General features: G+C 62.4%; 22 protein-coding genes. 10 read left to right on the forward strand and 12 right to left on the reverse strand.

Features of this window, described 5'->3' with window-relative positions:
- Positions 1-171: 171 nt before the first annotated feature.
- The 6 genes from paaK to paaF all read right to left on the reverse strand — a co-directional run bounded on the left by paaK (position 172) and on the right by paaF (position 6,374).
- Complete coding sequence (gene paaK, locus HNO86_RS14620) at positions 172-1,497, reverse strand: phenylacetate--CoA ligase PaaK (RefSeq protein WP_175377652.1); 1,326 nt, start codon at positions 1,495-1,497, stop codon at positions 172-174.
- Between the two features lie 98 nt (positions 1,498-1,595).
- A complete protein-coding gene (pcaF, locus tag HNO86_RS14625; protein ID WP_175377653.1) occupies positions 1,596-2,807 on the reverse strand; it encodes a 3-oxoadipyl-CoA thiolase in 1,212 nt (403 codons plus the stop codon).
- Positions 2,800-3,249: a hydroxyphenylacetyl-CoA thioesterase PaaI gene (gene paaI / locus HNO86_RS14630; RefSeq protein WP_175377654.1), complete on the reverse strand. Its 450-nt coding sequence runs from the start codon at positions 3,247-3,249 to the stop codon at positions 2,800-2,802. Before paaI ends, pcaF begins: the two co-directional genes overlap by 8 nt.
- On the reverse strand, positions 3,242-4,759 hold the full coding sequence (paaH, locus tag HNO86_RS14635) for a 3-hydroxyacyl-CoA dehydrogenase PaaH (RefSeq protein ID WP_175377655.1): 1,518 nt from the start codon (positions 4,757-4,759) through the stop codon (positions 3,242-3,244). The genes paaI and paaH overlap by 8 nt, the downstream gene beginning before the upstream one ends.
- A gap of 3 nt (positions 4,760-4,762) precedes the next feature.
- Positions 4,763-5,554, reverse strand: a complete 792-nt coding sequence (gene paaG / locus HNO86_RS14640) for a 2-(1,2-epoxy-1,2-dihydrophenyl)acetyl-CoA isomerase PaaG (RefSeq protein WP_175377656.1) — start codon at positions 5,552-5,554, stop codon at positions 4,763-4,765.
- A 46-nt stretch (positions 5,555-5,600) separates the two neighbouring features.
- Entirely contained in the window at positions 5,601-6,374 is a 774-nt protein-coding gene (gene paaF, locus HNO86_RS14645; protein ID WP_175377657.1) for a 2,3-dehydroadipyl-CoA hydratase PaaF, read from the reverse strand.
- Positions 6,375-6,724: 350 nt separating this feature from the next.
- On the opposite strand from paaF, the gene paaY reads away from it, so the two are divergent.
- The 3 genes from paaY to feaR all read left to right on the forward strand — a co-directional run bounded on the left by paaY (position 6,725) and on the right by feaR (position 9,449).
- Entirely contained in the window at positions 6,725-7,321 is a 597-nt protein-coding gene (gene paaY, locus HNO86_RS14650; protein ID WP_175377658.1) for a phenylacetic acid degradation protein PaaY, read from the forward strand.
- Positions 7,322-7,522: 201 nt separating this feature from the next.
- On the forward strand, positions 7,523-8,446 hold the full coding sequence (gene paaX, locus HNO86_RS14655) for a phenylacetic acid degradation operon negative regulatory protein PaaX (RefSeq protein WP_175377659.1): 924 nt from the start codon (positions 7,523-7,525) through the stop codon (positions 8,444-8,446).
- An 88-nt stretch (positions 8,447-8,534) separates the two neighbouring features.
- The gene (gene feaR / locus HNO86_RS14660) at positions 8,535-9,449 is read left to right on the forward strand and encodes a transcriptional regulator FeaR (RefSeq protein ID WP_175377660.1); all 915 of its coding nucleotides are present in this window, start codon (positions 8,535-8,537) and stop codon (positions 9,447-9,449) included.
- 178 nt (positions 9,450-9,627) lie between these two features.
- On the opposite strand, the gene tynA is transcribed toward feaR, so the two are convergent.
- Positions 9,628-11,916, reverse strand: a complete 2,289-nt coding sequence (tynA, locus tag HNO86_RS14665; protein WP_175377661.1) for a primary-amine oxidase — start codon at positions 11,914-11,916, stop codon at positions 9,628-9,630.
- 403 nt (positions 11,917-12,319) lie between these two features.
- On the opposite strand from tynA, the gene HNO86_RS14670 reads away from it, so the two are divergent.
- The 5 genes from HNO86_RS14670 to HNO86_RS14690 all read left to right on the forward strand — a co-directional run bounded on the left by HNO86_RS14670 (position 12,320) and on the right by HNO86_RS14690 (position 18,176).
- A complete protein-coding gene (locus tag HNO86_RS14670; RefSeq protein ID WP_224540753.1) occupies positions 12,320-12,736 on the forward strand; it encodes a DUF6306 domain-containing protein in 417 nt (138 codons plus the stop codon).
- A 16-nt stretch (positions 12,737-12,752) separates the two neighbouring features.
- A complete protein-coding gene (gene cfa / locus HNO86_RS14675; protein WP_175377662.1) occupies positions 12,753-13,907 on the forward strand; it encodes a cyclopropane fatty acyl phospholipid synthase in 1,155 nt (384 codons plus the stop codon).
- Between the two features lie 96 nt (positions 13,908-14,003).
- Positions 14,004-14,516 carry a sigma-70 family RNA polymerase sigma factor gene (locus tag HNO86_RS14680; RefSeq protein WP_175377663.1) on the forward strand — a complete coding sequence of 171 codons (513 nt, stop codon included), beginning with the start codon at positions 14,004-14,006 and terminating at the stop codon, positions 14,514-14,516.
- 154 nt (positions 14,517-14,670) lie between these two features.
- A complete protein-coding gene (locus HNO86_RS14685) occupies positions 14,671-15,654 on the forward strand; it encodes a FecR family protein (protein ID WP_175377664.1) in 984 nt (327 codons plus the stop codon).
- Positions 15,655-15,752: 98 nt separating this feature from the next.
- Positions 15,753-18,176, forward strand: coding sequence for a TonB-dependent siderophore receptor (locus HNO86_RS14690; protein WP_175377665.1), 2,424 nt, complete (start codon positions 15,753-15,755; stop codon positions 18,174-18,176).
- A gap of 130 nt (positions 18,177-18,306) precedes the next feature.
- Here the strand turns inward: HNO86_RS14690 and HNO86_RS14695 are convergent, their stop codons facing one another.
- Complete coding sequence (locus HNO86_RS14695) at positions 18,307-19,458, reverse strand: MFS transporter (RefSeq protein ID WP_175377666.1); 1,152 nt, start codon at positions 19,456-19,458, stop codon at positions 18,307-18,309.
- Positions 19,459-19,625: 167 nt separating this feature from the next.
- Between HNO86_RS14695 and HNO86_RS14700 the strand changes: the two genes are divergently transcribed.
- Positions 19,626-20,618, forward strand: coding sequence for a diaminopimelate epimerase (locus HNO86_RS14700; protein ID WP_175377667.1), 993 nt, complete (start codon positions 19,626-19,628; stop codon positions 20,616-20,618).
- Positions 20,619-20,760: 142 nt separating this feature from the next.
- Here HNO86_RS14700 and codA read toward each other — a convergent pair whose 3' ends face one another.
- The 4 genes from codA to HNO86_RS14720 all read right to left on the reverse strand — a co-directional run bounded on the left by codA (position 20,761) and on the right by HNO86_RS14720 (position 24,607).
- Complete coding sequence (gene codA / locus HNO86_RS14705; protein ID WP_175377668.1) at positions 20,761-22,002, reverse strand: cytosine deaminase; 1,242 nt, start codon at positions 22,000-22,002, stop codon at positions 20,761-20,763.
- Positions 22,003-22,096: 94 nt separating this feature from the next.
- Positions 22,097-22,927 carry an alpha/beta fold hydrolase gene (locus tag HNO86_RS14710; RefSeq protein WP_175377669.1) on the reverse strand — a complete coding sequence of 277 codons (831 nt, stop codon included), beginning with the start codon at positions 22,925-22,927 and terminating at the stop codon, positions 22,097-22,099.
- Between the two features lie 156 nt (positions 22,928-23,083).
- A complete protein-coding gene (gene queD, locus HNO86_RS14715) occupies positions 23,084-23,440 on the reverse strand; it encodes a 6-carboxytetrahydropterin synthase QueD (protein WP_175377670.1) in 357 nt (118 codons plus the stop codon).
- A gap of 87 nt (positions 23,441-23,527) precedes the next feature.
- Positions 23,528-24,607 carry a patatin-like phospholipase family protein gene (locus tag HNO86_RS14720; protein ID WP_175377671.1) on the reverse strand — a complete coding sequence of 360 codons (1,080 nt, stop codon included), beginning with the start codon at positions 24,605-24,607 and terminating at the stop codon, positions 23,528-23,530.
- Between the two features lie 285 nt (positions 24,608-24,892).
- On the opposite strand from HNO86_RS14720, the gene HNO86_RS14725 reads away from it, so the two are divergent.
- Positions 24,893-25,216, forward strand: coding sequence for a PepSY domain-containing protein (locus tag HNO86_RS14725; protein ID WP_175377672.1), 324 nt, complete (start codon positions 24,893-24,895; stop codon positions 25,214-25,216).
- Position 25,217: the final 1 nt, after the last annotated feature.

Consider the following 25,217-nt stretch of genomic DNA (forward strand, 5'->3'; position numbering starts at 1 on the left):
CCGCGAAGGCGTCAGGCCAGCCGACACTGATGTTGAATGTGCCGGCCTCTTCGCGGGCAAGCCCGCTCCCACAGTGGATGGTGGTGTTCGCAGATGTTGTGACAGGCACGGGACCTTCTGGGAGCAGGCAAAAAAAAACCCCGCATCAGCGGGGCCGTAAAGGTGCAGCAGTCATGCTTTCGGGCGGTTGTCCACTACGTGGCAGGCTTTGCCCTCGGATCGTTTGATCGAGTGGAACGGCTGCAGGACGATGCGGGTGCTGATGCCGATGTAGGTCTTGATGTGCTTGCTCAGCTCGCCGCACACGGCTTTCTGCTGGTCGTCGGTCAGGTGCTGGTGTTCGGCTTTGAGCTCCACATGCACATCGACGGTGTCGAGGTTGCCGTTGCGATGCAGGTGGATTTCGTAGCATTCGGCCAGTTGCTTGATCTTCAGGACCTGTTCTTCGATCTGCGTCGGGAAGACGTTGACGCCGCGGATGATCAGCATGTCGTCGCTGCGTCCGGTGATCTTGTCGATACGGCGCATCGGCCGCGCGGTGCCCGGCAGCAGGCGGGTCAGGTCGCGGGTGCGGTAGCGGATCATCGGCAGGGCTTCTTTGCTCAGGGAGGTGAACACCAGTTCACCCATCTGGCCGTCCGGCAGCACTTCGCCGGTCACCGGGTCGATGATTTCCGGGTAGAAGTGGTCTTCCCAGATGGTCGGGCCGTCCTTGGTCTCGGCGCACTCCATGGCGACACCCGGGCCCATGATTTCCGACAGACCGTAGATGTCCAGGGCGGTGATGCCCATGCGCGCCTCGATGGCGCTGCGCAGTTCGGCGGTCCACGGTTCGGCACCGAAGATGCCCAGGCGCAGGGCCAGTTTGTGCGGGTCGATGCCCTGACGCTCGATTTCATCGGCGATGTTGAGCATGTAGGACGGCGTGACCATGATGATGTCCGGCTGGAAATCCTTGATCAGCTGCACTTGCTTTTCCGTCTGTCCCCCGGACATCGGGATCACGGTGCAACCCAGGCGCTCGGCGCCGTAGTGCGCGCCCAGGCCGCCGGTGAACAGGCCGTAGCCATAGGAAATATGCACCTTGTCGCCACGACGACCGCCTGCCGCACGAATCGAACGGGCCACCACATTGGCCCAGGTGTCGATGTCGTTCTGGGTGTAGCCGACCACGGTCGGTTTGCCGGTGGTGCCGCTGGAGGCGTGCAGGCGCACGATCTCGTTCATCGGCACGGCGAACATGCCGTAGGGGTAGTTGTCGCGCAGGTCCGACTTGGTGGTGAACGGGAACTTCGCCAGGTCCTCCAGGGACTTGATGTCGTCCGGGTGCACACCCGCCTCATCGAAGCGCTGACGGTACATCGGCACGTTGTTGTAGGCGTGGTTCAGGCTCCAGCGCATGCGGTCCAGCTGATGCTGGCGCAACTCGTCGACGCTGGCCGTTTCCAGCGGGTCCAGCACAGGATCAAGCACGGATTGGGAGATTGGCATGTTCATGGTTTCACTCGAATTGTTTTTGTGTTCCAGCCCTTTTGCACAAGGGCTTGAGTGCATGACCCAAGGATACCTCTCGGCTCCCTGGGAATCGCGGTTCTTTAGTGGGATAGACGCTCGATGACCAGCGCGATCCCCTGGCCCACGCCGATGCACATGGTGCACAGGGCGTAGCGGCCTTGACGTTCTTCCAGCTCGTGCAGGGCAGTGGTCACCAGGCGTGCGCCGCTCATGCCCAGCGGATGGCCCAGGGCAATGGCGCCGCCGTTGGGGTTGACCCGCGGATCGTTGTCGCCCAGGCCCAGCTCGCGCAACACCGCCAGACCCTGCGCGGCGAAGGCTTCGTTGAGCTCGATCACGTCCATGTCTTCAAGGCTCAGGTTGGCCAGTTCCAGCACCTTGCGGGTCGCCGGGACCGGGCCGATGCCCATGATTCGTGGTTCGACACCGGCAGTGGCCATCGCCACCACGCGGCCACGGGCGGTCAGGCCGTGACGCTTGGCGACTTCCGGGCTTGCCAGCAGCAGGGCGCAGGCACCGTCGTTGACGCCCGAAGCGTTGCCGGCGGTGATGCTGCCGCCTTCGCGGAACGGCGTGCCGAGTTTGGCCAGCTGTTCCAGGGTGGTGTCGCCGCGCGGATGTTCATCCTGCTCGACGATCTTGGCCGGGCCTTTGCGCTGGGGAATTTCCACCGCAACGATTTCCTTGGCCAGGCGGCCATTGGCCTGGGCGGCTGCGGCGCGTTGCTGGCTGCGCAGGGCGAAGGCGTCTTGGTCGGCACGGGAGATGTTGAACTGTGCGGCGACGTTTTCCGCGGTTTCCGGCATCGAATCAATGCCGAACTGCTTTTTCATCAGCGGATTGACGAAGCGCCAGCCGATGGTGGTGTCGAAGATTTCCGCCTGGCGGGAAAACGCCTGCTCGGCCTTGCCCATCACCAGCGGTGCGCGGGACATCGATTCCACGCCCCCCACCAGCATCAGGCCGGCTTCGCCACTGCGAATCGCCCGGGCCGCGGTGCCGACGGCATCCAGGCCCGAACCGCACAGGCGGTTGAGGGTGGTGCCCGGTACGCTGACCGGCAGCCCGGCCAGCAGCGCCGACATGCGCGCCACGTTGCGGTTGTCTTCGCCGGCCTGGTTGGCGCAGCCGTAGATCACATCGTCGACGCTGCTCCAGTCCACTTGCGGGTGACGGCGCTGCAGTTCGCGCAGCGGCACCGCGCCGAGGTCGTCGGCGCGCACGCCGCTCAATACGCCGGCGTAGCGGCCGATCGGGGTGCGTACGGCGTCGATAATCAGGGCGTCATTCATTCGGGGTCTCCTGCGTCAGCACCGGGCCGCGCACTTTGTAGGATTTGCCGTGGAACAGGGCGATCAACTGGCCCTGCTGGTTTTCAATGCGTACGTCGTAGTTGCCGGTGCGGCCCGAGCGGCTCTGCTCGATGCAATCGGCGGTGAGCGTGTCGTTCAGGCGGGCCGGGGCGACGTAGTCGATGCTGCAGCCGATGGCCACCGTGGCTTCGTTATAGCTGTTGCAGGCAAAGGCGAACGCCGAGTCGGCGAGGGCGAACAGGTAGCCGCCGTGGCAGGTGCCGTGGCCCTGGACCATGTCGGCGCGCACGGTCATGCCCACGCGAGCGGTGCCGGGGCCGGCGGACAGCAGGCGCATGCCCATTGCCTGGCTGGCGGCGTCGCGCTGGAACAGCGACTGCGCACAGTCGCTGGCCAAGTTCATCGCTTCATGGTTAGTCATGGAAGTTTCTCCCTTCGGCGACCAGGCGACGCAACAGCAGCGATGGCCGGTAGCGTTCTTCGCCGTAAGCGGCTTGCAGGTTGTCCAACGTGGCGAGGATGTGCGCCAGGCCAACGGCATCGGCCCAGGCCAGCGGGCCTTGCGGGTAGTTGACCCCGGCGCGCATGGCCAGATCGATGTCGGCGGCCGAAGCCACGCCTTGGTGCAGGGCATCGGCAGCCTCGTTGGCGAGCATGGCCACGGTGCGCAGCACGGCCAGGGCCGGGCTGTCGCTGAGCAGGCTGACCTTGAGGCCGGCCTGTTGCAGCAGGGCAACGCCTTGCTCAAGGGCCAGTGGATCGATGCCGGCCGCGTGGCTGATGGCGATGCGTTTGGCAGTGCCGTAATCCAGGGTCAGGTCCAGCAGGATCAGGTTGCGCAGGCCATCTTCTTTCGCGCGCTGACAGGCCATGCGCCCGTCGCTCAGGGCCAGCACCGCGTCACCGACCCGCAGCACACCGCGACCATCGCGCTGGATGACGTTGACGCCTTGTTCGCGCAGACGCGGCAGAAGGTCCCGGGCAGCGCCCAGATCGCCTTCCACTACACAGCATTCCACGCTGGCGCTGCTGGTGATTTCGCGTGCAGGCGGACGCTCGGCACCCTGGGCATAGGAATAGAAACCCTGACCGCTCTTGCGCCCGAAACGGCCACCGTCCACCAGTTCCTTCTGAATCAGCGAAGGCTGGAAGCGGGTGTCCTGGTAATAGGCGTCGAACACCGAGCAGGTCACGGCGTAGTTGACGTCGTGGCCGATCAGGTCGGTCAGCTCGAAGGCACCCATGGCGAAACCGCCGGCCTCGCGCATCAGCGCATCGAGGGTCGGGCAGTCGGCGGCGCCTTCCTGCAGCAGGCGCAGGCTTTCGGCGTAGAACGGCCGGGCCACGCGGTTGACGATGAAACCCGGGGTGGAGCGGGTGTGTACCGGTTTCTTGCCCCAGGCCTTGGCGGTGTCATACAGACATTGCGCAAGTGCCGGATCGCTGGCCAGGCCCGAGACGATTTCCACCAGCGCCATCACCGGCGCCGGGTTGAAGAAGTGCAGGCCGAGCAGGCGTTGCGGGCGCTTCAATTGCGCGGCGATGCTGGTGATCGACAGCGACGAGGTGTTGCTGGCGAGGATGCAGTGATCGCCGCAGATGTCTTCCAGCTGGCGGAACAGCGCGCGCTTGACCTCGAGGTTCTCGACGATGGCTTCGATGATCAGGTCGCAATCGGCCAGGGCTTCGATGGCTTCCACCGCTTGCAGGCGGGCCACGGTGGCGCTGCGCGATTCGGCGGACAGCTTGCCGCTTTCGACGCGCTTGCCCAGTTGCCGGTCGATGCCTTCAATGGCCTGGGCGGCAGCGCCCGGGCGGTTGTCCAGCAGCAACACCGGGTGCCCGGCTTGCGCTGCGACCTGGGCGATACCGGCACCCATGGCGCCGGCGCCGATCACGGCAACCCGTTGAGTTTTGTTCAATGCGGTCATGACTCAGCGCCCCTTGAAGCTTGGGGTGCGTTTTTCCATGAAGGCGCTGACGCCTTCGCGGTAATCCTCGCTGCGCCCGGCCAGGCGTTGCAGGTCGCGCTCCAGCTCCAGCTGTTCGTCGAAGCTGTTGCTCATGCTGGCGTTCAAACTGCGTTTGATCAGGGCCAGACCGTAGGTCGGCTGGGTGGCCAGGTGTTGCGCGAGTTTCAGCGCTTCGGCGCGCAGTTCGGCGTCGTCCACGCAGCGGTAGATCAGGCCCCATTGCTCGGCCTGTTCAGCGGTCAGGCGGTTGCCCAGCAGAGCCAGGGCCTTGGCGCGGGCCATGCCGACCAGGCGCGGCAGGGTCCAGGTGCCACCGGAATCCGGGATCAGGCCGATCTTGCAGAAGGCCTGGATGAAGCTGGCCGAACGGGCGGCGAGCACCAGATCGCAGGCCAGCGGAATGTTGGCGCCGGCACCGGCGGCCACGCCGTTGACCGCGCAGATCACCGGCATCGGCAGGTCGCGCAGCTGACGGATCATCGGGTTGTAGAACTTCTCGATGGACTCGCCCAGGTCCGGTACGGCGGCGCCCGGCGCGACGTTGCGGTCGCTCAGATCCTGCCCGGCGCAGAAGCCACGGCCTTCACCGGTCAGCAGCAGCACGCGCACATCCGGATTCTGGCGCACCCGTTTCAGCGCTTCCTTCACTTCGCCATGCATCTGGGTGTTGAAGCTGTTGAGCTGGTCGGGGCGATTGAGGCTCAGCAGGGCGACGCCAGCGTCGATGGAAAACAGGATGTGTTCGAAATTCATGGTCTTGGCGCTCTCTTGGAGGTCGTTCGAATGCGTGGTGACTGGATTACTGGCCAGTGAAAGTCGGTGTGCGCTTTTCCTGGAACGCCGCGATGCCTTCATTACGGTCGCGGGTGCCGGCCAGCACGGTGAAGGCGTGGCGCTCGAAGCGCAGGCCGCTGGCCAGGTCCGTGTCCATGGCCTTGAGCAGCGCTTCCTTGGCCAGACGTACCGCCAATGGCGCCTTGGCGGCGATCTGACGGGCGACCTGCAGGGCGCGTTCGACGGTAAATTCCGGTTGCGTGACTTCGCTGACCAGCCCGGCGCGCTGGGCCTGGCGGGCGTCGATCGGCTCGCCGGTCAACACCATCTGCATGGCCATGGATTTGCCAACGGCGCGCAGCAGGCGCTGGGTGCCACCGGCACCGGGCATGATCCCCAGGTTGATTTCCGGCTGGCCGAAGCGGGCATCTTCACCGGCAATGATGATGTCGGCGTGCATGGCCAGTTCGCAGCCACCGCCCAGGGCGAAGCCGTTGACGGCGGCGATCAGCGGTTTGTTGAAACGGGTGATGGCCTGCCACGAGGCCTGGCGCGGGTCGTCGAGGATGCCGACGAGGTCGCGTTCGGCCATTTCCTTGATGTCGGCACCGGCGGCGAAGGCCTTGCGGCTACCGGTGATGACCACGGCGCGGGTCTCGGGATCGGCCTGGGCGATGCTCAGTTCGTCCGCCAGTTCGCCCAGCAACTGAGTGTTCAGGGCGTTCAAGGCTTGCGGGCGCTGCAGGGTAATCAGGCGCACGCCGGATTCGATGGATTCGACGGCAAGAGTTAGCGGCATTGAAGACTGCCCTCACGGAGCACGCTCGGCGCTGAGGCCGGCTTGTTATTGGATCGGCCGCAGGGGCCGGTTTTGCCGGAGTATACCTGCAATGTGATACGCAAATGCAATACTGAAATTGATTTAATGTGTCTTATTGGTCGTGCGCTGCTTTTATAAAGGCAGCTTTCGGTGTCGGTCACTCCCAATAAAATGCCCGAATTCATTGGCTTAAGTGCCGGTTTATGCGGGTCAAGTACGTTCGTCCGAAAGGCGCTTTTCAAGTGATACGCTTTTTTGTCTTTGTGCTGGCAAAAGCGATGTGATACAAAATGAGTCAATATCTGCATCGCTTTGTGAAGGAAGCTGCCATGACCTGCTACAGCCTCGATGGCCTGACCCCGGTGATCGACCCCACTGCTTATGTGCACCCGACGGCGGTGCTGATCGGTGACGTGATCATCGGCCCGCATTGCTACGTGGGGCCGTTGGCGAGCCTGCGCGGCGACTTCGGGCGGATCGTGCTGGAGGAGGGCGCCAACCTGCAGGACACCTGCGTGATGCATGGTTTCCCCGACAGCGACACGGTGGTTGAGCGCAATGGCCATATCGGCCACGGCGCGGTGTTGCACGGCTGCCGGATCGGCGCCGATGCGCTGGTGGGCATGAATGCGGTGGTGATGGATAACGCACGCATCGGCCCGCGTTCCTTCGTTTCGGCGGCGGCGTTCGTCAAGGCGGGTTTCGAGTGTCCGGAGCAGTCGCTGGTCATGGGCGCGCCGGCCGGCATCAAGCGCACCTTGAGCGATCAGGAAGTGGCGTGGAAGCAGGCGGGGACACGGGAGTATCAGCAGTTGGCGCAGCGGTGCCTGGAGCAGATGCGCGAGTGCGAGCCGCTGAGCGCGCCGGAGGCGGATCGCCCGCGGATCAGCGACAGCGGCCTGCGTCCGAAGGGCAGCACGGTGTGAACGCGATCCCTGTAGCAACTGCCGAAGGCTGCGTCCGAGCACGAAGCGCTCGCCTTCAGGCAACGCATTCCTCCCGCAAAATCGCATATTCAGGTTTTACGACTGCTGCGCAGCCGGATGCAGCCTTCGGCAGCTGCTACAGATGAGTCAGCGTTCAGTTAAAGCGGTATATTTCATCCTTTTTTCCAGCTCGGTACGCCCATGTCGTCCCTGACACCTTTGAACCAACTGATTACGCGCTTCCAGGAGCAGACGCCAATCCGCGCCAGTTCCCTGATCATCACCCTGTACGGTGATGCCATCGAGCCCCATGGCGGGACCGTCTGGTTGGGCAGCCTGATTCAATTGCTCGAACCGATCGGCATCAACGAGCGGTTGATCCGCACCTCGATCTTTCGCCTGACCAAGGAAGGCTGGCTGACCGCCGAGAAAGTCGGGCGCCGCAGTTACTACAGCCTGACCGGCACCGGTCGCCGGCGTTTCGACAAGGCATTCAAGCGGGTGTACAGCACCAGCATGCCGGCCTGGGACGGTTCCTGGTGCCTGGTGATGCTGTCGCAGTTGACCCAGGACAAGCGCAAGCAAGTGCGCGAAGAACTGGAATGGCAAGGTTTTGGTGCAATTTCGCCGGTGGTGCTGGCCTGCCCGCGCAGCGATCGCAACGATGTCAACGCCACCTTGCTCGACCTCGGCGCCCAGGAAGACACCATCGTCTTCGAAACCACCGCCCAAGACGTCATGGCCTCCAAGGCCCTGCGCCTGCAGGTGCGCGAGAGCTGGAACATCGAAGAGCTGGCGACCCATTACAGCGAGTTCATCCAGCTGTTCCGACCGCTCTGGCAAGCGCTTCGCGAGCAGGAAAACCTGCAACCGGCGGACTGCTTCCTGGCACGGATTCTGCTGATTCACGAGTACCGCAAACTGCTGCTGCGTGACCCGCAGTTGCCCGATGAACTGTTGCCCGGCGACTGGGAAGGTCGGGCGGCGCGGCAGTTGTGCCGCAATATTTACCGGTTGATTTACGCCAAGGCCGAGGAATGGCTGAACAGCGCACTGGAAACCGCCGACGGCCCGTTGCCGGACGTGGGCGAGAGTTTTTACCGACGTTTTGGCGGGTTGAAATAACCCGTCGTCGTTGAGGGAGAGTCGCTGTTCAGGAGAACCCGTGTTTTGACGTAGACAATAAAAACAAAGCCTGCGTGAGAGGCCTGCCATGATTTCAACAACCGCACAGCGCCAGGATGGTTTCGATCAATGGATCCATCAGATCAACCAGATCTGTGGCGCCTTCAATGCCAAACCCCTGGGCAGCGAATTTTCCGGACAGATCCGGGAATACCGCAGCGATGCCTTGAAGCTCAGTTTCGTCGATGTCTGCCAGGCGCGGCTGTACCGCACCCCGCAGGAAGTCGCGGCGGGCGAGGGCGGCAAGTACTTCGCGGTGTTCCAGCTCGACGGCACCGCGGGCATGGCCCAGGGTGACGACAAGGTGCTGCTGTCGGCCGGCGACATCACCCTGATCGACGCTTCGCGGCCCAGCGATTTCACCTACAGCGAAAACTCACGGCAGTTGTCGCTGATCCTGCCCTATCAGTTGGTGGAGCAGACCCTGCGCTTCAATCAGGTCAAGTGCGGCCACCGGATTGCCGGGACCTCGCCCATCGCCATGCTCTCGCACCGGCTGATCCTCGAAGCCACGCGCCAGCCGGACATGAGCCGGCAGGAAAGCGAGGCGACCCTGGAGGCGATTGTCAGCCTGTTGCGTCCGGCAATCAGCCAGAGCGACGACTGCACCGACCTGCACGAACGCACCTTCCGCAAGACCCTGAGCTTCATCGATCAGCACATCCGCTCCGAAGAACTGTGCCCGGAATGGCTGGCGCGGGAAGTCGGCATGTCGACCCGCGGCCTGTACCGGATGTTCGCCAAGAAAGGCCTGGTGGTGGCGCGCTACATCAAGAACCGCCGCCTGGACCTGTGCGCCGAGTCACTGCGCCAGTCGGGCAAGGAGCAGAAGCTGTCGGTGCTGGGGTATTCCTGGGGGTTCTCGGATTCGAGCTACTTCTCCACAGCCTTCAAATCGCGCTTCGGCATTGCGCCGGGGGAGTATCGTAAGCAGCATGCATAAAGCTCCTACAGGGAATGCGGCGGCCTCATAAAACTGTGGGAGCGGGCTTGCCCGCGATGAGGCCCTGACAGCCAACCTCAATCCTGCCGCTTCACCCCGCAGCCTGCGGCAGCTCCTACAGTGGTCGGTTGTTAACCCGATCCTGTAGGAGCTGCCGAAGGCTGCGATCTTTTGACGGTTATTTCGGCGCGTTGAGGTTCAAGGTCGGGGTTTCGTCGAAGAAGTTCCACGGTTTGAGCAGTACGTGCACCCACTCGGTCGGCATGATCGGCCACTCTTCGGCGCGGGCGATGTGGGTGGTGCCGGTGGTGAGCCAGACCACGTCATCGGTGTTTTCGATGGAGTGGTTGTCCTGAGTGAACTGGCCCAGGCCCGAGTCCTTGTCCGAGCGGTTCGGGTATTTGCCTTCCGGGTATTTCTCTTCAGGGTTGTACTGGGTCACCCACAGTTGCTTGTCCATGAAGCTCAGGCGGTGGTACAGCCATTCGTCCTTGCCGAAGTTGGCGCCCTTGGCCACCGGATGCGTGCCGCCGGCATAGGGGATCAACTGGTAGGAGACCGGGTTACCGACCTTGTTTTCCTTGCTGAAGTTGGTCAGCAGGCGCACGGTCGACGGGTCGAATTTCTGCGCGGCCTGCTGCTCGGTGCTGACCACCTTGGTTTCGGTCTGCATGGTGCTGGTGCGCGGGCCGCCACGGTCGTTGGGCAGCACCACCGGATTGACTTCCACCAGCGAGTTGCTTTCACCGTCCACGTCCAGGTCCAGGCGGAAGTTATAGATGTGCTGGTGCGTGGTGCCGACGATGTTGTGGTCGAGCAGGGTGCCGTAGCGGGTGTCTTCCTTGGCGGTCTCTTCATGCATGGTTCTGGACTTCACGCCCTTGACCGCTTCGATGCCGGTGGCGCCGGCGTCGATGCCGATGGTGCCGTTTTGCTGGAAGACCCAGTCGAAGATGTAGTCGTAGTTGCCCACGGTGCTGATCCAGCGCACCACCAGTTCACGCCGCTCGGTGCTCAGGTTCGGCTGGCCCATTTCCTGGTGCTTGTACTCGGGCCCTGCATAGCGTTCGAAAATCGCCATGGCCCGTGGAATGGTGGTCGGCGCGCCGGTGTAGTCGGCGATGGTCGCGTCCAGCAGCACGGCGTTTTGCGGCGCATCCTTGCCACGGGCGATCGGCGAGGTCAGGGTGCCCATGCCGTAGTCGCCGGAATCCAGGTACGCCTTGAAGTACCAACCCACATCCGGGTCGCCGTAAGGCACGATCATGCCGCCCAGCGAGCCCTCGTACATGATCTTGCGCTTCTTGCCCTTGTCGTCGTAGGTGACGGTGGACAGGATCGGCCCGACCCGCGAATCCAGGCGCACGTGGAAGTCCCAGTTCTGCCAGTGAATGCTGTTGCCGCTGATGGTGTAGTTCTTGCCCTCGGGCTCGGTGATTTCCAGCGGCTTGACCGCCACGCCCTTGCGCCCGCGACCGTCATAGGGCGTGGGTTTCATCGGCACCGGGATCAGCGCTTCGTCCTCGATCTTGATCAGCTTCTTCTGCTCCAGATCGACAATCGCCACCAGGCCTTCGATCGGGTGCGCCCAGTAGTTGCCGTCGCCGACATCCAGGTAGCTGACGATCTTCAGCAGGCGTTTGTCCTGGGCCAGGCCGTCCTTGCCGTCGAAGTAGCCGACGGTCAACGGCGTGGCGACCACTTTTTTCACATCATTGATGCCGCGCTTGGCCAGGGCCTGGGCGTATTCCGGGCTGGTCTCGACCGCCGATTGCACGGTGGCGAAATCATCCAGCAGCACCATGCCGTGGGCGCCTTCGATTGGCTTCCAGGACTTGAGCTGCTTGCTGTCCAGATCCACCAGCGCTTCGATCACATGCTTGCCGTCCAGCACCACGATGGAGGCCTGGCGCGGCTGAGTGACGTTCTGCCCGGTGAAGGCGAAATTCCACACCTGATCCTTCGGCGGCTCCTTGACCGACACTTCGGTGAAGCGAAAGCCCGGCTTGTAGTTCTCGGATTTCTTGACGATGTCCACCGCCGTGGTGATTTCGTCCGCGCTCAAGGGGTTGAGCGGGTTGGGGCGGGTTTCGACGACGAAGGTGGTGTCCAGACCCGACTGGAAGACCTGGTTGATGAAGTCCTTGGACATGTAGGCGGTCTGGCCCTTGAACACCACCGGCACCGTCAGCTCCATGCGCTTGCCGTTGAGCATGGCCACTTTGCTGTTCGGCTTGACCTTCAGGAAGACGCCGTCTTTGGCGATGGTGAAGACATCGGCGTAGTCGTCCCACTTCACCGAGGCGCCGAATTCCTCGAGGCCCGCTTGCAGCGGCACCATTTCCGCGTGGCCGCCGTGGGCCAGTGCGTCGCTGGCAAGGAAAGGCAGGCCGAGGGTGCCCAGGGCGATGGCCAGGGCCAGCGGGGCCAGTTGTTTTCTGTTTTTTGTTTTCAGGGAGGTGAACATTCAGGGTTCCTTCGGGGATACCGGGTCAGGCATGCCAGCACTTTGCAGCAGCCGGTGAACGGCTGCATTGGAATCGCTGCCAGAATCCTTCGGATTTGTGCCTGAGGCAACATTTCCGCTGAACGGTTTGGCTCGGTGGAACTGTATTTGGGTGTCAGTGTTGAAAGTAAATAGTGAATTAGTCGTATGGATTCAACTATTTACTGTTTTTCGTTTAATCGTTACAGCTTCAAGTTATTGCTGGCTGTCTGCATTTTTTTTGCACTGAACATTGGCGCCATTGATCGGTTGCGCTCGCCGGTTTTCCATCAATATTTTTGCTTTAAAGGCTCATCAATATTCATTACGGCTGTGTAAATGGCCGGGGATATGCTCGTGAACGACGTTTCAGGAGTCGATTATCGTGAGCGAATTAGTCAAGCACGAAACCATCAGCCTGCTTCAGGAATTGCTCGAAGCGGAACGCGCCGGCGCGCGGCTGGCAACGGAAACACTCAAGGAAGCGACCGAAGAACAGCAGCAGGAACTGTTGAACAAAATTCAGAAAGGCGAGGCGGAAAGTTGCCGGCGCATACGGGACTGCATCAAGTACCTGGGTGGCATACCCAGTGCCAGCGTCGGCGAGTTTTATAACAAGGCCATGGCCATTGAAGACATCGTCGACCGATTGTTCTTTATCGACAGAGGACAGCGTTGGGTCATCAAGAAACTCAACTCCAACCTCGCGCTTATTCCCGAGAAGTTTGTTCGAAAGGAACTGGAAAACGTTCTGAAGATTCATGTGCTCAATAGTGATGCGTTCAATCTTAAATATACGTGATGTGTAAGGGTTGTTTATGCGGACTGAATTGACTGGCTGTACCGATACGCAAGCAAACCAGACCAAGGCCCATCGGTTTGTGCAGGGATTGTTGAAGTCTGCGGGTTTGTCCATGAACGGCTGCGCGCCGTTCGACATGACCCTGCTGGGCGATGGCGTGCCCGAGGCGGCATTGTCCAGAGGCAACCTGGGCCTGGGCGAGGCCTACATGGCGGGGTTGTGGGATTCCCAGGAGCTGGACGAGTTTTTCTCCCGGCTGATGCGCTCCGGGGTCACCGACACGGTCAACCCGTTCGCCATCATTCTCCATGCGCTATCGGCGAAATTCACCAATCGCCAGACCCAGGATAAAGCCTGGGAAGTCGGCCAGCGGCATTACGACCTGGGCAACGACTTTTACGCCAGCATGCTCGACGGCCGCATGACCTACACCTGCGGTTACTGGAAAGACGCCAGCACCCTTGAAGAAGCGCAAAACGCCAAACTCGATCTGATTTGCCGAAAGCTTGATCTGAAACCCGGCATGAAGGTGCTCGACATTGGCTGCGGCTGGGGCAGTTTCATGTCGTATGCGGCCGAACACTATGGCGTTGAATGTGTTGGCGTCACCATCTCGAAAGAACAGAGTGAATGGGCGAAAAACCGTTATTCGCACTTGCCGATTGAGTTCAGATTGCAGGATTACCGGGATCTGAACGAACAGTTCGACCACATCGTCAGCGTCGGCATGTTCGAACATGTAGGGCGCAAGAACCATCGCGTTTATATGGAAACCGCCAATCGTTGTCTCAAGGACGACGGACTTTTTCTGCTGCACACCATCGGCAAGAACATCAGCAAAACTGCACCCGATCCATGGATCGACAAATACATTTTCCCCAACGGCGACCTGCCCTCCATCGCACAAATCGCCACTTCGATCGAAGGCCTGTTCGTCGCCGAAGACCTGCACAACTTCGGCGCCGATTACGACAAGACCCTGATGGCGTGGTTCGACAACTTCGAACAACACTGGCCGCTGTTCTCTGCGGAACTGGGCGAGCGCTTCTACAAGATGTGGAAGTACTACCTGCTGTCCTGCGCCGGCGCGTTTCGCGCGCGGGACATTCAGTTGTGGCAGTGGGTGTTGTCGAAGAAAGGGGTGATGGGAGGCTATTCACGCGTCAGCTGAGCTCCTACAGGGAGGGTTAGAGTCCGGACGGGAAGCCATTGCTTCGGGTTAATACGAAGCATTACTATTCACGCCCCGTTCATACAGCACACCGCAATGACCCTCAAGTTGCCCCGCAGACACGGCTTTTTCGAGCATTACGAAGAGTTGGTCGGGACCTGGACTCGTCGCCTGAGAAATCGTCAGCAGGCCGAGGATCTGGCTCACGACACCTTCGTGCGCGTGCTCGAGTCCGATTCGGCGGCGGTGCAGCAGCCACGGGCGTATTTGCACCAGACCGCGCGCAATATCGCGGTGGATGCCTATCGGCGAGAGGATCGGCGTGAGGAGCAACGGGGGGCCATGGAGTCTGAGGCGATCGATCTCAGTGTGTCGTCAGCCGGCGACCCGGAGCATTACATGCATGCGATCCAATTGGCTGATTCCATCGAGCGGGCGCTCACGGAGCTGCCGATCAACTGCCGCAAGGTGTTCGTCTGGCAGAAGATCGAAGGCCTGACCCAGGCGGAAATCGCCGAACGCCTGGGACTGTCCAAGAACATGGTGGAAAAGTATATGATCCGCACGCTGCGGCATCTGCGCGACCGCCTTGACGGACTGCAATCATGATCCGCGCCGCCGCTGTACGCAGGCGCTGCCGAAGGCTGCGATCTTTTGATTTTGTTTTTTCAAAGCAAGATCAAAAGATCACAGCCTTCGGCAGCTCCTACAGAAGAGATTGTGTAGGGCGTCTATTTTTATCCCCGGCCAAACAGGAACTTCCATGATGGATACTCGTGATTGCGCGTGCGGGCAAACAACAGTTCGCGATGACGCGGCGCGGTGGTTTGTGCGTTTGCAGGAAGCAGCCGTTGATGTCGAGGTGTATCGCCAATTTGAAACCTGGCTCAACGAACACCCTCAACACCGAACCGAATTCGAATGCCTGCAGGGCGTGTGGAAAGCCGCCGATCTGGTGCCGTCGGCGCGTCTTCTGGCGCTGTGCGAAGAGGCGCCGAAGCCGATCAAGCGCCGGCCGATCCTGCGTTATGCGGTGGCCGCCAGTGTGGTCGCGGTGGCGCTCGGCCTGGGACTGTTCAGCGGCTTGAATCACCCATCGCCCTATACGGCGGAGTTTTCCACAGCCCTGGGCGAACGCCGGCAAGTGGCGTTGCCCGATGGCTCGACCGTGGACCTGGACAGCCGCAGCAAGATCCAGGTGCACTTTGAAAAGAACCGCCGTGGCATCGAGCTCACTGAAGGCGAGGCGATGTTCAGCGTCCAGCACGACAGCAGCCGGCCGTTCGTGGTCGAGACCGGACACGGCAAGGTCACGGTCACCGGCACCCGCTTCGATGTGCGCCGTGGCAGCGCCGACACGCGGGTGGTGGTGGAGCAGGGCACGGTCAAAGTCCAGGGGCGTTCGGCCGCCGACAACGATTTCGTCAGCCTCACCGCAGGCCTGGGCACCCATGTCGATGCGCAGGACAAGGTCGCGGCCGCCTATGCGGTCAACCCGGCGGAAATGACCGCCTGGCGCAGCGGCAAGCTGGTGTTCAACAACGCAAGCTTGAGCGATGTCGCCGAGCAGGTGTCGCGTTATCGGGCCAAGCCGCTCAAGGTCGCAAGCCCGGCCGTGGGCAATCTGCGCCTGACCAGCGTGTTCAAGTCCGACAACACCGATGCGCTGCTCAAGGCCTTGCCGAGCATCCTTCCGGTGGCCGTTCGCACCCTCGACGACGGCAGCCAGGAAATAATTTCAAAATAAAATTCAGGTTTTTTTCGAGTTCATCGTCTTCCTGTTCAACTGCAACTGGTTTGCATTAACAAGCGCACACTCTTGCGATCCACAGGAATACGTTCGACGTGAAAAAATCCACCGCTCAAACCCCGACCTTCCCTTGGTTGCCGCTGGCGCTCGCGCTGGCGGTCAACGTTGCGATGCCTCAGGCATTCGCCGCCGATGCCATCCATATCCAGGCACAACCATTGGGTCAGGCCCTGACTCAGCTGGGTCAGCAAACCTCGTTGCAGGTTTTCTTCAGCCCTGACCTGGTCGCCGGCAAGCAAGCCCCGGCGGTGGACGGCAACCTTTCGCCGGAAGAAGCGCTGCGCCAGTTGCTGCAAGGCAGCGGCCTGCAGTATTCCATCGATGAAGGTTCGGTGACCCTGATGCCGGCGCCGAGCCAGGCGTCAAACGGCCCGCTGGAACTGGCCGCGACCGACATCAAGGTGGTCGGTGACTGGCTGGGCGATGCCGATGCCGCCGTGGTGCAGAACCACCCGGGCGCGCGGACGGTGATCCGCCGCGAAGCCATGATCGAGCAGGGCGCGATGAACGTCGGTGACGTGCTCAAACGCGTACCCGGCGTGCAGGTGCAGGACGCCAACGGCACCGGCGGCAGCGACATTTCCCTCAACGTCGGCGTGCGCGGCCTGACATCGCGTCTGTCGCCACGCTCCACCGTGCTGATCGACGGCGTGCCGGCGGCCTTCGCCCCCTACGGCCAACCACAACTGTCCATGGCACCGATTTCCTCCGGGAACCTGGACAGCATCGACGTGGTGCGCGGCGCCGGTTCCGTGCGTTACGGGCCGCAGAACGTGGGCGGCGTGATCAACTTCGTGACCCGCGCCATTCCGGAAAAACCGACCGCTGAAATCGGCACCACCCTGGAAACTTCCCAGCACGGTGGCTGGAAGCACATCGACACCGCCTTCATGGGCGGCACCGCCGACAACGGCATCGGCGTGGCGCTGTTGTACTCGGGCGTGAACGGCAACGGCTACCGCGAGCGCAACAATGGCAACGACATCGACGACGTGATCCTCAAGACTCATTGGGCACCGACCGATTACGATGATTTCAGCCTGAACTTTCACTACTACGACGGCAGTGCCGACATGCCCGGCGGCCTGACCCAGGCCCAGTACGACGCCGACCCGTTCCAGTCCGACCGCAACAACGACAACTTCAGCGGCCGCCGCAAGGACGTGTCGTTCAAGTGGGCCCGGCAGATCGACGACCGCACCCAGGCCGAAGTGCTGACCTACTACACCGACAGCTTCCGTGGCAGCAACATCGCCGCCCGCGACCAGAAGACCCTCGGCTCGTTCCCGCGCACCTACTACACCTTCGGCATCGAACCGCGGGTGTCCCATGTGTTCGACGTCGGCCCGACCACCCAGGAAGTCAGCGTCGGTTATCGCTACCTCAAAGAAGGCATGCACGAAGAGGCCAGCCGTCTGGCGCTGGTCAACAACGAGCCGGTGGTGCGTCCGGGCTCGGACGGCCACGTCTATCAGGACCGTACCGGTGGCACCGAGGCCAACTCGGTGTACGTCGACAACAAGATCGACGTCGGCAACTGGACCATCACCCCGGGTATCCGCTTCGAACACATCAGCACTGACTGGCATGACCGCCCGGTGCTCGACACCGCCGGCAAGCCGGTGCCGGAGAAGAACCGCAGCATCGAGAGCAACGAACCGCTGCCGGCGCTGAGCGTGATGTATCACATGTCCGATGCGTGGAAACTGTTCGCCAACTACGAGACCTCGTTCGGCGCGTTGCAGTACTTCCAGCTCGGCCAGGGCGGCGCGGGTGACAACACCGCCAACGGCCTGGAGCCGGAAAAGGCCAAGACCTACGAGATCGGTACGCGCTACAACGATGAGGTGTGGGGCGGTGAAGTGACGCTGTTCTACATCGACTTCGATAAAGAACTGCAGTACATCAGCAACGACGCCGGCTGGACCAACCTCGGCGCGACCACCCACCGTGGTATCGAGGCGTCGGTGCACTACGACCTGGCCGCGCTGGACCCACGCCTCGAAGGCCTGACCGCCAACGCCGGCTACACCTACACCCGCGCGGTGTACGAAGGGGACATTCCGGACTTCAAGGGCCGCGACCTGCCGTTCTACTCGCGTCAGGTGGCCACCGCCGGCCTGCGCTACGACATCAACCGCTGGACTTACAACGTCGATGCGTTCGCCCAGTCCAAACAGCGCTCGCCGGGCGTGGCGATCAACGCCGACGGCAGCTTCACCAACAACTACATCACCGAAGGCACCGCCGACGGGCAGTACGGCGACATTCCGGGTTACGTGACCTGGAATGTGCGTGGCGGCTATGACTTCGGGCCTTCGGTGTCGAACCTGAAGCTGGGAGCGGGGGTGAAGAACGTCTTCGACAAGCAGTACTTCACTCGCTCCAGCGATAACAATGCGGGGATGTACGTGGGGGCGCCGCGGACGTTCTTTGTGCAGGCCAGTGTAGGGTTCTAACTGATTTGTGAAAATGGAGCTTGCTCCAGCACCGATCAGCCAAGCCATCACTCGGTCCCCTGTAGCAGCCGGACGCAGGCTTCGCCAGCTGCTACAGGGACCGCGGCGGTTTGACTGACATCTTTTACAGCTAGACTTTCAGGACTTTCCCGCCAATCGCCACCGCGATCAGCAGCACCGCCATCAGCGCAAAGGCAAAGCTCAAACTCGCGGCGTGGGCGATGAAACCAATCACCGCAGGCCCCGCAAGAATCCCCGCATACCCCAAGGTGGTAATGGCCGGCACGGCAATGCTTTGCGGCATCAACGTCTGCTTGCCCACCGCCGTATACAGCACCGGCACGATGTTCGAGCAGCCCGCGCCCAGCAAGGCATAACCCACCAGCGCCGCTTGCCAGCTCGGCACGAAGGTCGCCAGCAACAGCCCGAACGCGGCTAACGCACCCCCAAACACCATCACCCGCGTCGCACCCAGCCGGCGCACGATCGAATCACCGGTCAACCTGCCCGCGGTCATGGTCAGCGCAAAGGCCGCGTACCCAAGCCCGGCATAGGCCGTGTCGATCCCGCGTTCCTGCGCCAGGAACACCGCGCTCCAGTCCAGTGCCGCGCCTTCGGCGAGGAACACGATGAAGCACATCCCGCCGATGAACAGCACGATGCCGTGGGGCACCGCGAACGCCGGGCCCGAACTCTCGCTGCCGTAGGGCAGCAGGTGCGGCGCCGCCCTGGCCAGCGCGACCAGCAACAGCACGATCACCACCAGCATGGCGGCCAGCGGCGACAGCCCCAGGCCCAGCAACCCGCTGACCCCGGCCGCGCCGACGATTCCGCCAAGGCTGAACAGGCCATGGAAGCCCGACATCATGTTCCGGCCGCTGGCCCGCTCGACGATCACCGCCTGCAGGTTCACCGTCGAATCCACCGTGCCCAGGCCCGCGCCGAAAATGAACAAGGCCGCGATCAGCGCCGGGATCGACGACACCGTTGCCAGCAACGGCAAGGCGATGCAGATCAGCAGCGTGCCGCCGGTCGCGATCTTGCGGCAGCCGAAGCGGCCGGCGAGGATGCCGGCCAAGGGCATGGCCAGGATCGAACCCACCCCCAGGCACAGCAGCAACAGGCCGAGGGTGCCTTCGTCCAGCCCGGCACGGGCCTTGGCGTAGGGCACCAGTGGCGCCCACGCGGCGATGCCTGCGCCTGCGATGAAAAAGGCGATGCGCGTGGACATCTGCTCCAGGCGCCCCGGTACGAAAGAGCTCTGGTTGTTGAGATTGGTCATATCGATCCTTGGCGTAAAACTTCGCGTCCCCCAGGGACAGTGATCGACCGGTGAGGGTTCGACCAGCGTCCGTGCGGTGTGGCGATGCAGAAGCTGTACATCGTTGCACAGCAGGCGAGTGTTTCGCGATATGTTGAGGGCTTTCGATCATTCCAACGGGGGGCGTTATGGCGCGGATGTACGATGCGCGGGGCAATATCTACAGGGTGGCGGCGCCCGAAGAGTTGCGCCTTCAGGGCATTGCCTTGCCCGATCAGGCCCGTGATGCGGCGCAAAACCGTGAAGCCTGGGCACTGGCCGCCATCGAAGCCTGCTGCGCCTGGGCGCCCGGCACGCAACCGCCCGGGGCGAAGGAACATCGCAGCGACGGCCTGCTGGTGGGGCCGTTCCAGGCATCGCCGCCTTTTGATCTGCTGATCGTCAACACCGACGGCACCCTGGCCGAGCGCAGCGGCAACGGGCTGACGATCTTCTCCCAGGCGCTGAGTGACCTGGGGCTTTTGCCGACGGACGAGGCCTGTGTGCTGCGGGTGCATCACGACAAGGCCGATGTGGTGTCGCCGGGGGAGACGTCGGTGAAGGCGGCGCAGGTCGAGGGTGTGCAGGGGTTCTGGCTTGATCTGGGCCAGCCGGGCTTCGGACCGGCGGCGGTCAGTGCCGTGGGCGTTGAAACAGTGGTGATGAACGGGCGCGAGCTCAGTCATGTGCAGTCCTTGGCGGCGCTTAATGGCGCCTGGTCGCGCAGTCAGTTGGCGCGGGTGGGCAATCCGCATTGTGTGACGCTGGTGGATCGCGTCGAGGATCTGCCGAGCAATGAGCAGATGCGCGAGCCGGTGTTGGGTGAAGGCCTGACGCGTATCGCCTATGCCATGCCGACGGGCGCCGGGCGGCCGTGTCCGGCGGGGATCAACCTGCAATGGGCCACCTACGACGGTGGGCAGCGGGTGATTGCGCGGGTGTTCGAGCGCGGCGAGGGGCCGACGGCGTCTTCGGGGACCAGCGCGACGGCGGTCGCCTGCTCCGCGTGGCGGGTGGGTTGGGTGAAGGCCGGGGAGGTGAAGGTTGTGATGCCGGGTGGGACGGCGCCTATTTTGCTGGAGGAAGAGCAGGGGGCTTTGAGTCGGGTCAGCCTGTTTGGTACGGCGAAGTTGGTGAGTTGAATTTGAAACAGCTTTCGCGAGCAAGCCCGCTCCCACAGGTTTTGTGGGCGACATGAACCCTCTGTAGGAGCTGCCGCAGGCTGCGATCTTTTGATCTTGATCTTAAAAAACAAAATCAAAAGGTCGCAGCCTTCGGCAGCTCCTACATGGAGCTGAACTCCACCACCGGCATCGTCCGCTTCATCAACACCTTCCCCCCACGAACCGAATACAACGGCAACCCCTGACTGCGGATCACCTCGTAATCATTGGGCGCCGAGAGGATCAGCAGGTTCGCCGGCCGTCCCGCTTCCAGGCCATACCGATCACCCAGGGCCATCGCCTTGGCGCTGTTGTCGGTGACCAGATCCAGCGCGCTTTGCAAGTTGCGATAGCCCAGCATGTGGCAGATATGCAGGCCCGCCTCGAGCACCCGCAGGATGTTGCCGTTGCCCAGGGGATACCAAGGGTCGACGATCGAGTCCTGGCCGAAACACACGTTCATCCCGGCTTCGAGCAGTTCGTTGACCCGGGTCACGCCCCGGCGTTTCGGGAAGGTGTCGAAACGCCCCTGCAGGTGAATGCTTTCGGTGGGGCAGGAGACGAAACTGATGCCCGAATGCCCGAGCAGGCGGAACAGTTTGGCGCAGTAGGCGTTGTCGTAGGAGCCCATGGCCGTGGTGTGGCTGGCGGTGACCCGCGAGCCCATGTCGCGGCTGCGCGCCTCTTCGGCCAGCACTTCGAGAAAGCGCGAGTGCGGGTCGTCGGTTTCATCGCAGTGCACATCCACCAGGCAACCGGTGCGCTCGGCCAGGTCCATCAAAAACTTCACGGAACTGACGCCCTGATCGCGGGTGTATTCGAAATGCGGAATGCCGCCGACCACGTCCGCGCCCATGCGGATCGCTTCCTCCATCAGGTCGCGGCCATTGCGATAGGACTCGATGCCTTCCTGGGGAAACGCGACGATCTGCATGTCCACCAGATGCCGGCTTTCCTCGCGCACTTCGAGCATCGCCTTCAGCGCGGTCAGTTGCGGGTCGGTGACGTCGACGTGGGTGCGCACATGCTGGATGCCGTGGGCGGCGAGGCTATGAATGGTTTTTTTCGCCCGGGTTTTGGTGTCTTCCGGGGTGATGGTCGCCTTGCGCTCGCCCCAGCATTCGATGCCCTCGAACAGCGTGCCGCTCATGTTCCAGCGCGGCTCGCCGGCGGTGAGGGTGGCGTCGAGGTGAATGTGCGGCTCGACAAAGGGCGGCACCACCAGGTTGCCACCGGCATCCAGATCGTCCGGGCCCAGGGTCGGGGCTTCGGTCTGCCGGGCGATGTTGCGGATCAGGCCGTTTTCCAGGTGCAACTCGTAAAGACCTTCCTGATTGCGCAGCCGGGCGTTGATGATGAGCATCGGGCGGGTCCTTTTAGTCATGCTTGGAGGCGGTCTGACTAAGTTAGCTCGGTGTCGGCGACCTGCGCCAGTTCAAATGTGGGATCGGGTTTCTTCAGGGGGTATTGGCTGAGGGCAGGAAGCGGAGCAACGCGGCGACTACGGCTTCAGGCGCATCTTCCTGGACCAGATGCCCGGCATTGGGGACGGCATGGAACTGTGAGCCGGGAATCATCTTGTGCAGCGTGCGGCCGCGTTCGATGGGGATCCATTGATCGTCCTCGCCCCAAAGGATTTGTACCGGGCAGCGAAGGGTGGGGTACAGCGCTTCGACCTCGCCGGTATAGCGCTCGTCCATCTGCGCGATCTGCCGATAGAACGCCGCTTGCCCCGGATCCCCCAGCCACGGTTGCACGTAGGGGGCGAGTTCGTCGTCGGGAATCTGCCGGTGGATCGCGCCGCGAATGTAGGTTGGCACGATGGCGCGCTGGATGTAGTCGGGCAGCCCGCTGAACGCTGCTTCGTGCTGACGCACATGCTGCACGAACGGCGAACCCCAGGGCGTCAGCGCGACCGGGTCGATCAGGGTGAGGGTGCGGTAATTGCGAGCATTGAGCAGATGCGCGCGCAACACGGTGGCGCCGCCGAAGTCGTGGGCCACCACGTCGGGGCAGTCCAGGCCCCAGTGTTGCAGCAACTGCGCGAGCAATTCGTTCTGTACGCCAAGCGACACATCGCCATCGACCTTTTCCGATTGGCCGTAGCCCAGCAGATCGAAGTAATACACCCGGTGGGTGGTGATGAAATGTGGTGCGATGCGGTGCCAGACATAGGAGGAAAAGGGCGTGCCGTGCACGAACACCAGGGGCGGGCCGTCGCCGCGCACGGCGTAGCGGACGGAGTGACCGTTGAAGCGGTAGGTCTGGGGCAGGGGCCAATCAGTCATGGCGCATGTCCTTTTGGCGGTAGAGGCCAAAAAGGATAGCCCGTTCTTTTGTGGGAGCGAGCCTGCTCGCGATGGAGTGTCAGGCGACACCGATGGCGCTGATACACCATCGCGAGCAGGCTCGCTCCCACAGGGGAGGGTATTTCAGAAGTCGGCTTACTCGCCGCGATAGATGCAGCCGCTGGTGCAGGTCTCGTGAATACGGATTGCGCTCAGTTCCGGCAGCAGGGGCTTGAGTTCGGCCCAGATGAATTTGGCCAGCACTTCGCTGGTCGGGTTTTCAAGGCCGGGAATGTCGTTCAGGTAGTTGTGGTCCAGACGCTCGTACAGCGGCTTGAAGATCGCCTTGATCTCGGAGAAGTCGCGGATCCAGCCGGTGTGCGCATCGATCTCGCCGCTGAGGTGAATCGCCACCTTGAACGAGTGACCGTGCAGGCGTCCGCACTTGTGGCCGTCCGGGACGTGGGGCAGGCGGTGGGCGGATTCGAACGTAAATTCCTTGAAGATTTCCACAGGTGTTTTCAGCTCTGTTGAGGTGGCGATCGACGGGGCGACGCCGGGGCAATGGGGACTGGCGGCGAGTTTAACAGCTTGTCCTGACTAAAGGGTCAGCAAGCGCTCACCCAAGCGACCGTTGGCGGCCAGATCCAGAAACTCATCCCCCATCCGGCGGCTTTCATCCATCGCCGCGCGCCAGTATTTCTGCCGGCTCGGGGCGTCGCCCATGAAGCGCTTGAAGTCGTTGCGGTCCGGCAGCTTGCCATAGGGCAGGCGCGCCAGATATTCCTTCGACGGCGCCAGCAGCAACACATTCTGCAAACGCGCAGGGCAGGCGCGGCGCCACGGCAGGGTCTTGTCGAACCAGCCGGGGATCACCCGGTCGGTGAAATGCGGGTAGAGCACGATGTCGTCGCCGCTGTAGGGCAGGTCGAGGTGATAGTCCAGCAGGCCGCCGTCGCGGAAGGTGCCGGCGCCGGCGCCCGGCAGATCGCGCACGCCCTCCATCACCATGGGGATCGAGCCCGAGGCCAGCAGGGCCTGGCGCAGGTTGCCGGTATCGAGGGCGACGAAGCGCGACGGGAAGTCATTGAGCGGATCGACCGGCGGCGCCAGGCGCGGGTCATGGATGATCAGCCGCTCGAAGTGCCGCGACAGCCGCGCACGACCGCGCAGGTTGTCGGCGATCACCGAGGACAGGCCCAGCCCCAGGCGGCCGCGATGATCGTCGGCGAGCAGGCCGTGGCTTTTGACCACCATGATGTTCAGGCGGTAATGGGCATTGTCGAGCAGGGCGGCGTCGCGGCCATCAAGCAGGTCCTCGAGCATGCGCCGCGAGCTCTGGCTGATCTGCGCCATGGTCACGCCCTTGTCGAAATTCTGCTCGGTGTACAGATGGCCGAGTCGGCGAATGCCCTCGGCGGCATCCGGCAGGCACGCGCTGGCGAAGCGCCAGGAACCCACCGAAGCGCCGATCAGCGAGCGTTCCCGGGGCGCCGCCGGCAGCCAGTCGCCGAACAACGCCAGGTCCAGCCCCTGAATCCCCAGCGCCTTCGGCCCACCGGCGGCACCGGGCAAGGTGCCGACATCGGCGGCGTTCAGGCCGTTGTCCCGAATGCGCGCAAAGGCGCGGGGGCCGGCCTTGAGGGTCAGGGAGGGGAATTTGATGTGGATGGCGGTCATACCGGTCTCAATGTCTGGCAAGCGCGCAATTGTAAACGCCTGTCACGATTCTGTGGTCTGCACTGTCGATGCAGGAGCTGTCGAAAGCTGCGATCTTTTGATCCTGCTCTTGAAATGCAAGATCAAAAGATCGCAGCCTTCGCCAGCTCCTACAGGGGATGGTGGTGTTTCGAGCAATGATGGCAATTCAGTTTCAATTAAGTTCTCATTGTTAAGGTGCCTTTCAAGCAACACCTCATTAGACGCCGCCCCCGGCCAGGTTCTCAAGGATCATCAGGTTTCGTAATGACGCTGCTTTCTGTTTCTCATCGACGCGCCAGCACTCGGCTGGCGCTTGTGCTTCTGGCGGTTTGCTCCGTGGCGATGGCCCGCGATCTCGATCAGGACGAGGCCCTGCGCCTGCGTCAGCAAGGCGTGATCCTGCCGCTGGAGCAGGTGCTGCATCAGGCGCTGGAGCGTTATCCGGGGGCCAAGCTGCTGGAAGTCGAGCTTGAGGAGAAACACCACGTCTACATTTATGAAGTCGAACTGCTGACCACCGAAGGTGTGGTCCGCGAGATCGATGTCGAGGCCGCCACCGGCCGGCTGCTCAAAGACAAGGAAGATTGAC

This window comes from Pseudomonas sp. C1C7 (genome assembly GCF_013359595.1).
In the GTDB taxonomy this organism is placed as follows: domain Bacteria; phylum Pseudomonadota; class Gammaproteobacteria; order Pseudomonadales; family Pseudomonadaceae; genus Aquipseudomonas.

Coding starts and splice junctions, on each gene's coding strand:
- paaK (WP_175377652.1), bottom strand. CDS start 1,497: ATGAACATGCCAATCTCCCAATCCGTGCTTGATCCTGTGCTGGACCCG.
- pcaF (WP_175377653.1), bottom strand. CDS start 2,807: ATGAATGACGCCCTGATTATCGACGCCGTACGCACCCCGATCGGCCGC.
- paaI (WP_175377654.1), bottom strand. CDS start 3,249: ATGACTAACCATGAAGCGATGAACTTGGCCAGCGACTGTGCGCAGTCG.
- paaH (WP_175377655.1), bottom strand. CDS start 4,759: ATGACCGCATTGAACAAAACTCAACGGGTTGCCGTGATCGGCGCCGGC.
- paaG (WP_175377656.1), bottom strand. CDS start 5,554: ATGAATTTCGAACACATCCTGTTTTCCATCGACGCTGGCGTCGCCCTG.
- paaF (WP_175377657.1), bottom strand. CDS start 6,374: ATGCCGCTAACTCTTGCCGTCGAATCCATCGAATCCGGCGTGCGCCTG.
- paaY (WP_175377658.1), top strand. CDS start 6,725: ATGACCTGCTACAGCCTCGATGGCCTGACCCCGGTGATCGACCCCACT.
- paaX (WP_175377659.1), top strand. CDS start 7,523: ATGTCGTCCCTGACACCTTTGAACCAACTGATTACGCGCTTCCAGGAG.
- feaR (WP_175377660.1), top strand. CDS start 8,535: ATGATTTCAACAACCGCACAGCGCCAGGATGGTTTCGATCAATGGATC.
- tynA (WP_175377661.1), bottom strand. CDS start 11,916: ATGTTCACCTCCCTGAAAACAAAAAACAGAAAACAACTGGCCCCGCTG.
- cfa (WP_175377662.1), top strand. CDS start 12,753: ATGCGGACTGAATTGACTGGCTGTACCGATACGCAAGCAAACCAGACC.
- HNO86_RS14680 (WP_175377663.1), top strand. CDS start 14,004: ATGACCCTCAAGTTGCCCCGCAGACACGGCTTTTTCGAGCATTACGAA.
- HNO86_RS14685 (WP_175377664.1), top strand. CDS start 14,671: ATGATGGATACTCGTGATTGCGCGTGCGGGCAAACAACAGTTCGCGAT.
- HNO86_RS14695 (WP_175377666.1), bottom strand. CDS start 19,458: ATGACCAATCTCAACAACCAGAGCTCTTTCGTACCGGGGCGCCTGGAG.
- HNO86_RS14700 (WP_175377667.1), top strand. CDS start 19,626: ATGGCGCGGATGTACGATGCGCGGGGCAATATCTACAGGGTGGCGGCG.
- codA (WP_175377668.1), bottom strand. CDS start 22,002: ATGCTCATCATCAACGCCCGGCTGCGCAATCAGGAAGGTCTTTACGAG.
- HNO86_RS14710 (WP_175377669.1), bottom strand. CDS start 22,927: ATGACTGATTGGCCCCTGCCCCAGACCTACCGCTTCAACGGTCACTCC.
- HNO86_RS14720 (WP_175377671.1), bottom strand. CDS start 24,607: ATGACCGCCATCCACATCAAATTCCCCTCCCTGACCCTCAAGGCCGGC.
- HNO86_RS14725 (WP_175377672.1), top strand. CDS start 24,893: ATGACGCTGCTTTCTGTTTCTCATCGACGCGCCAGCACTCGGCTGGCG.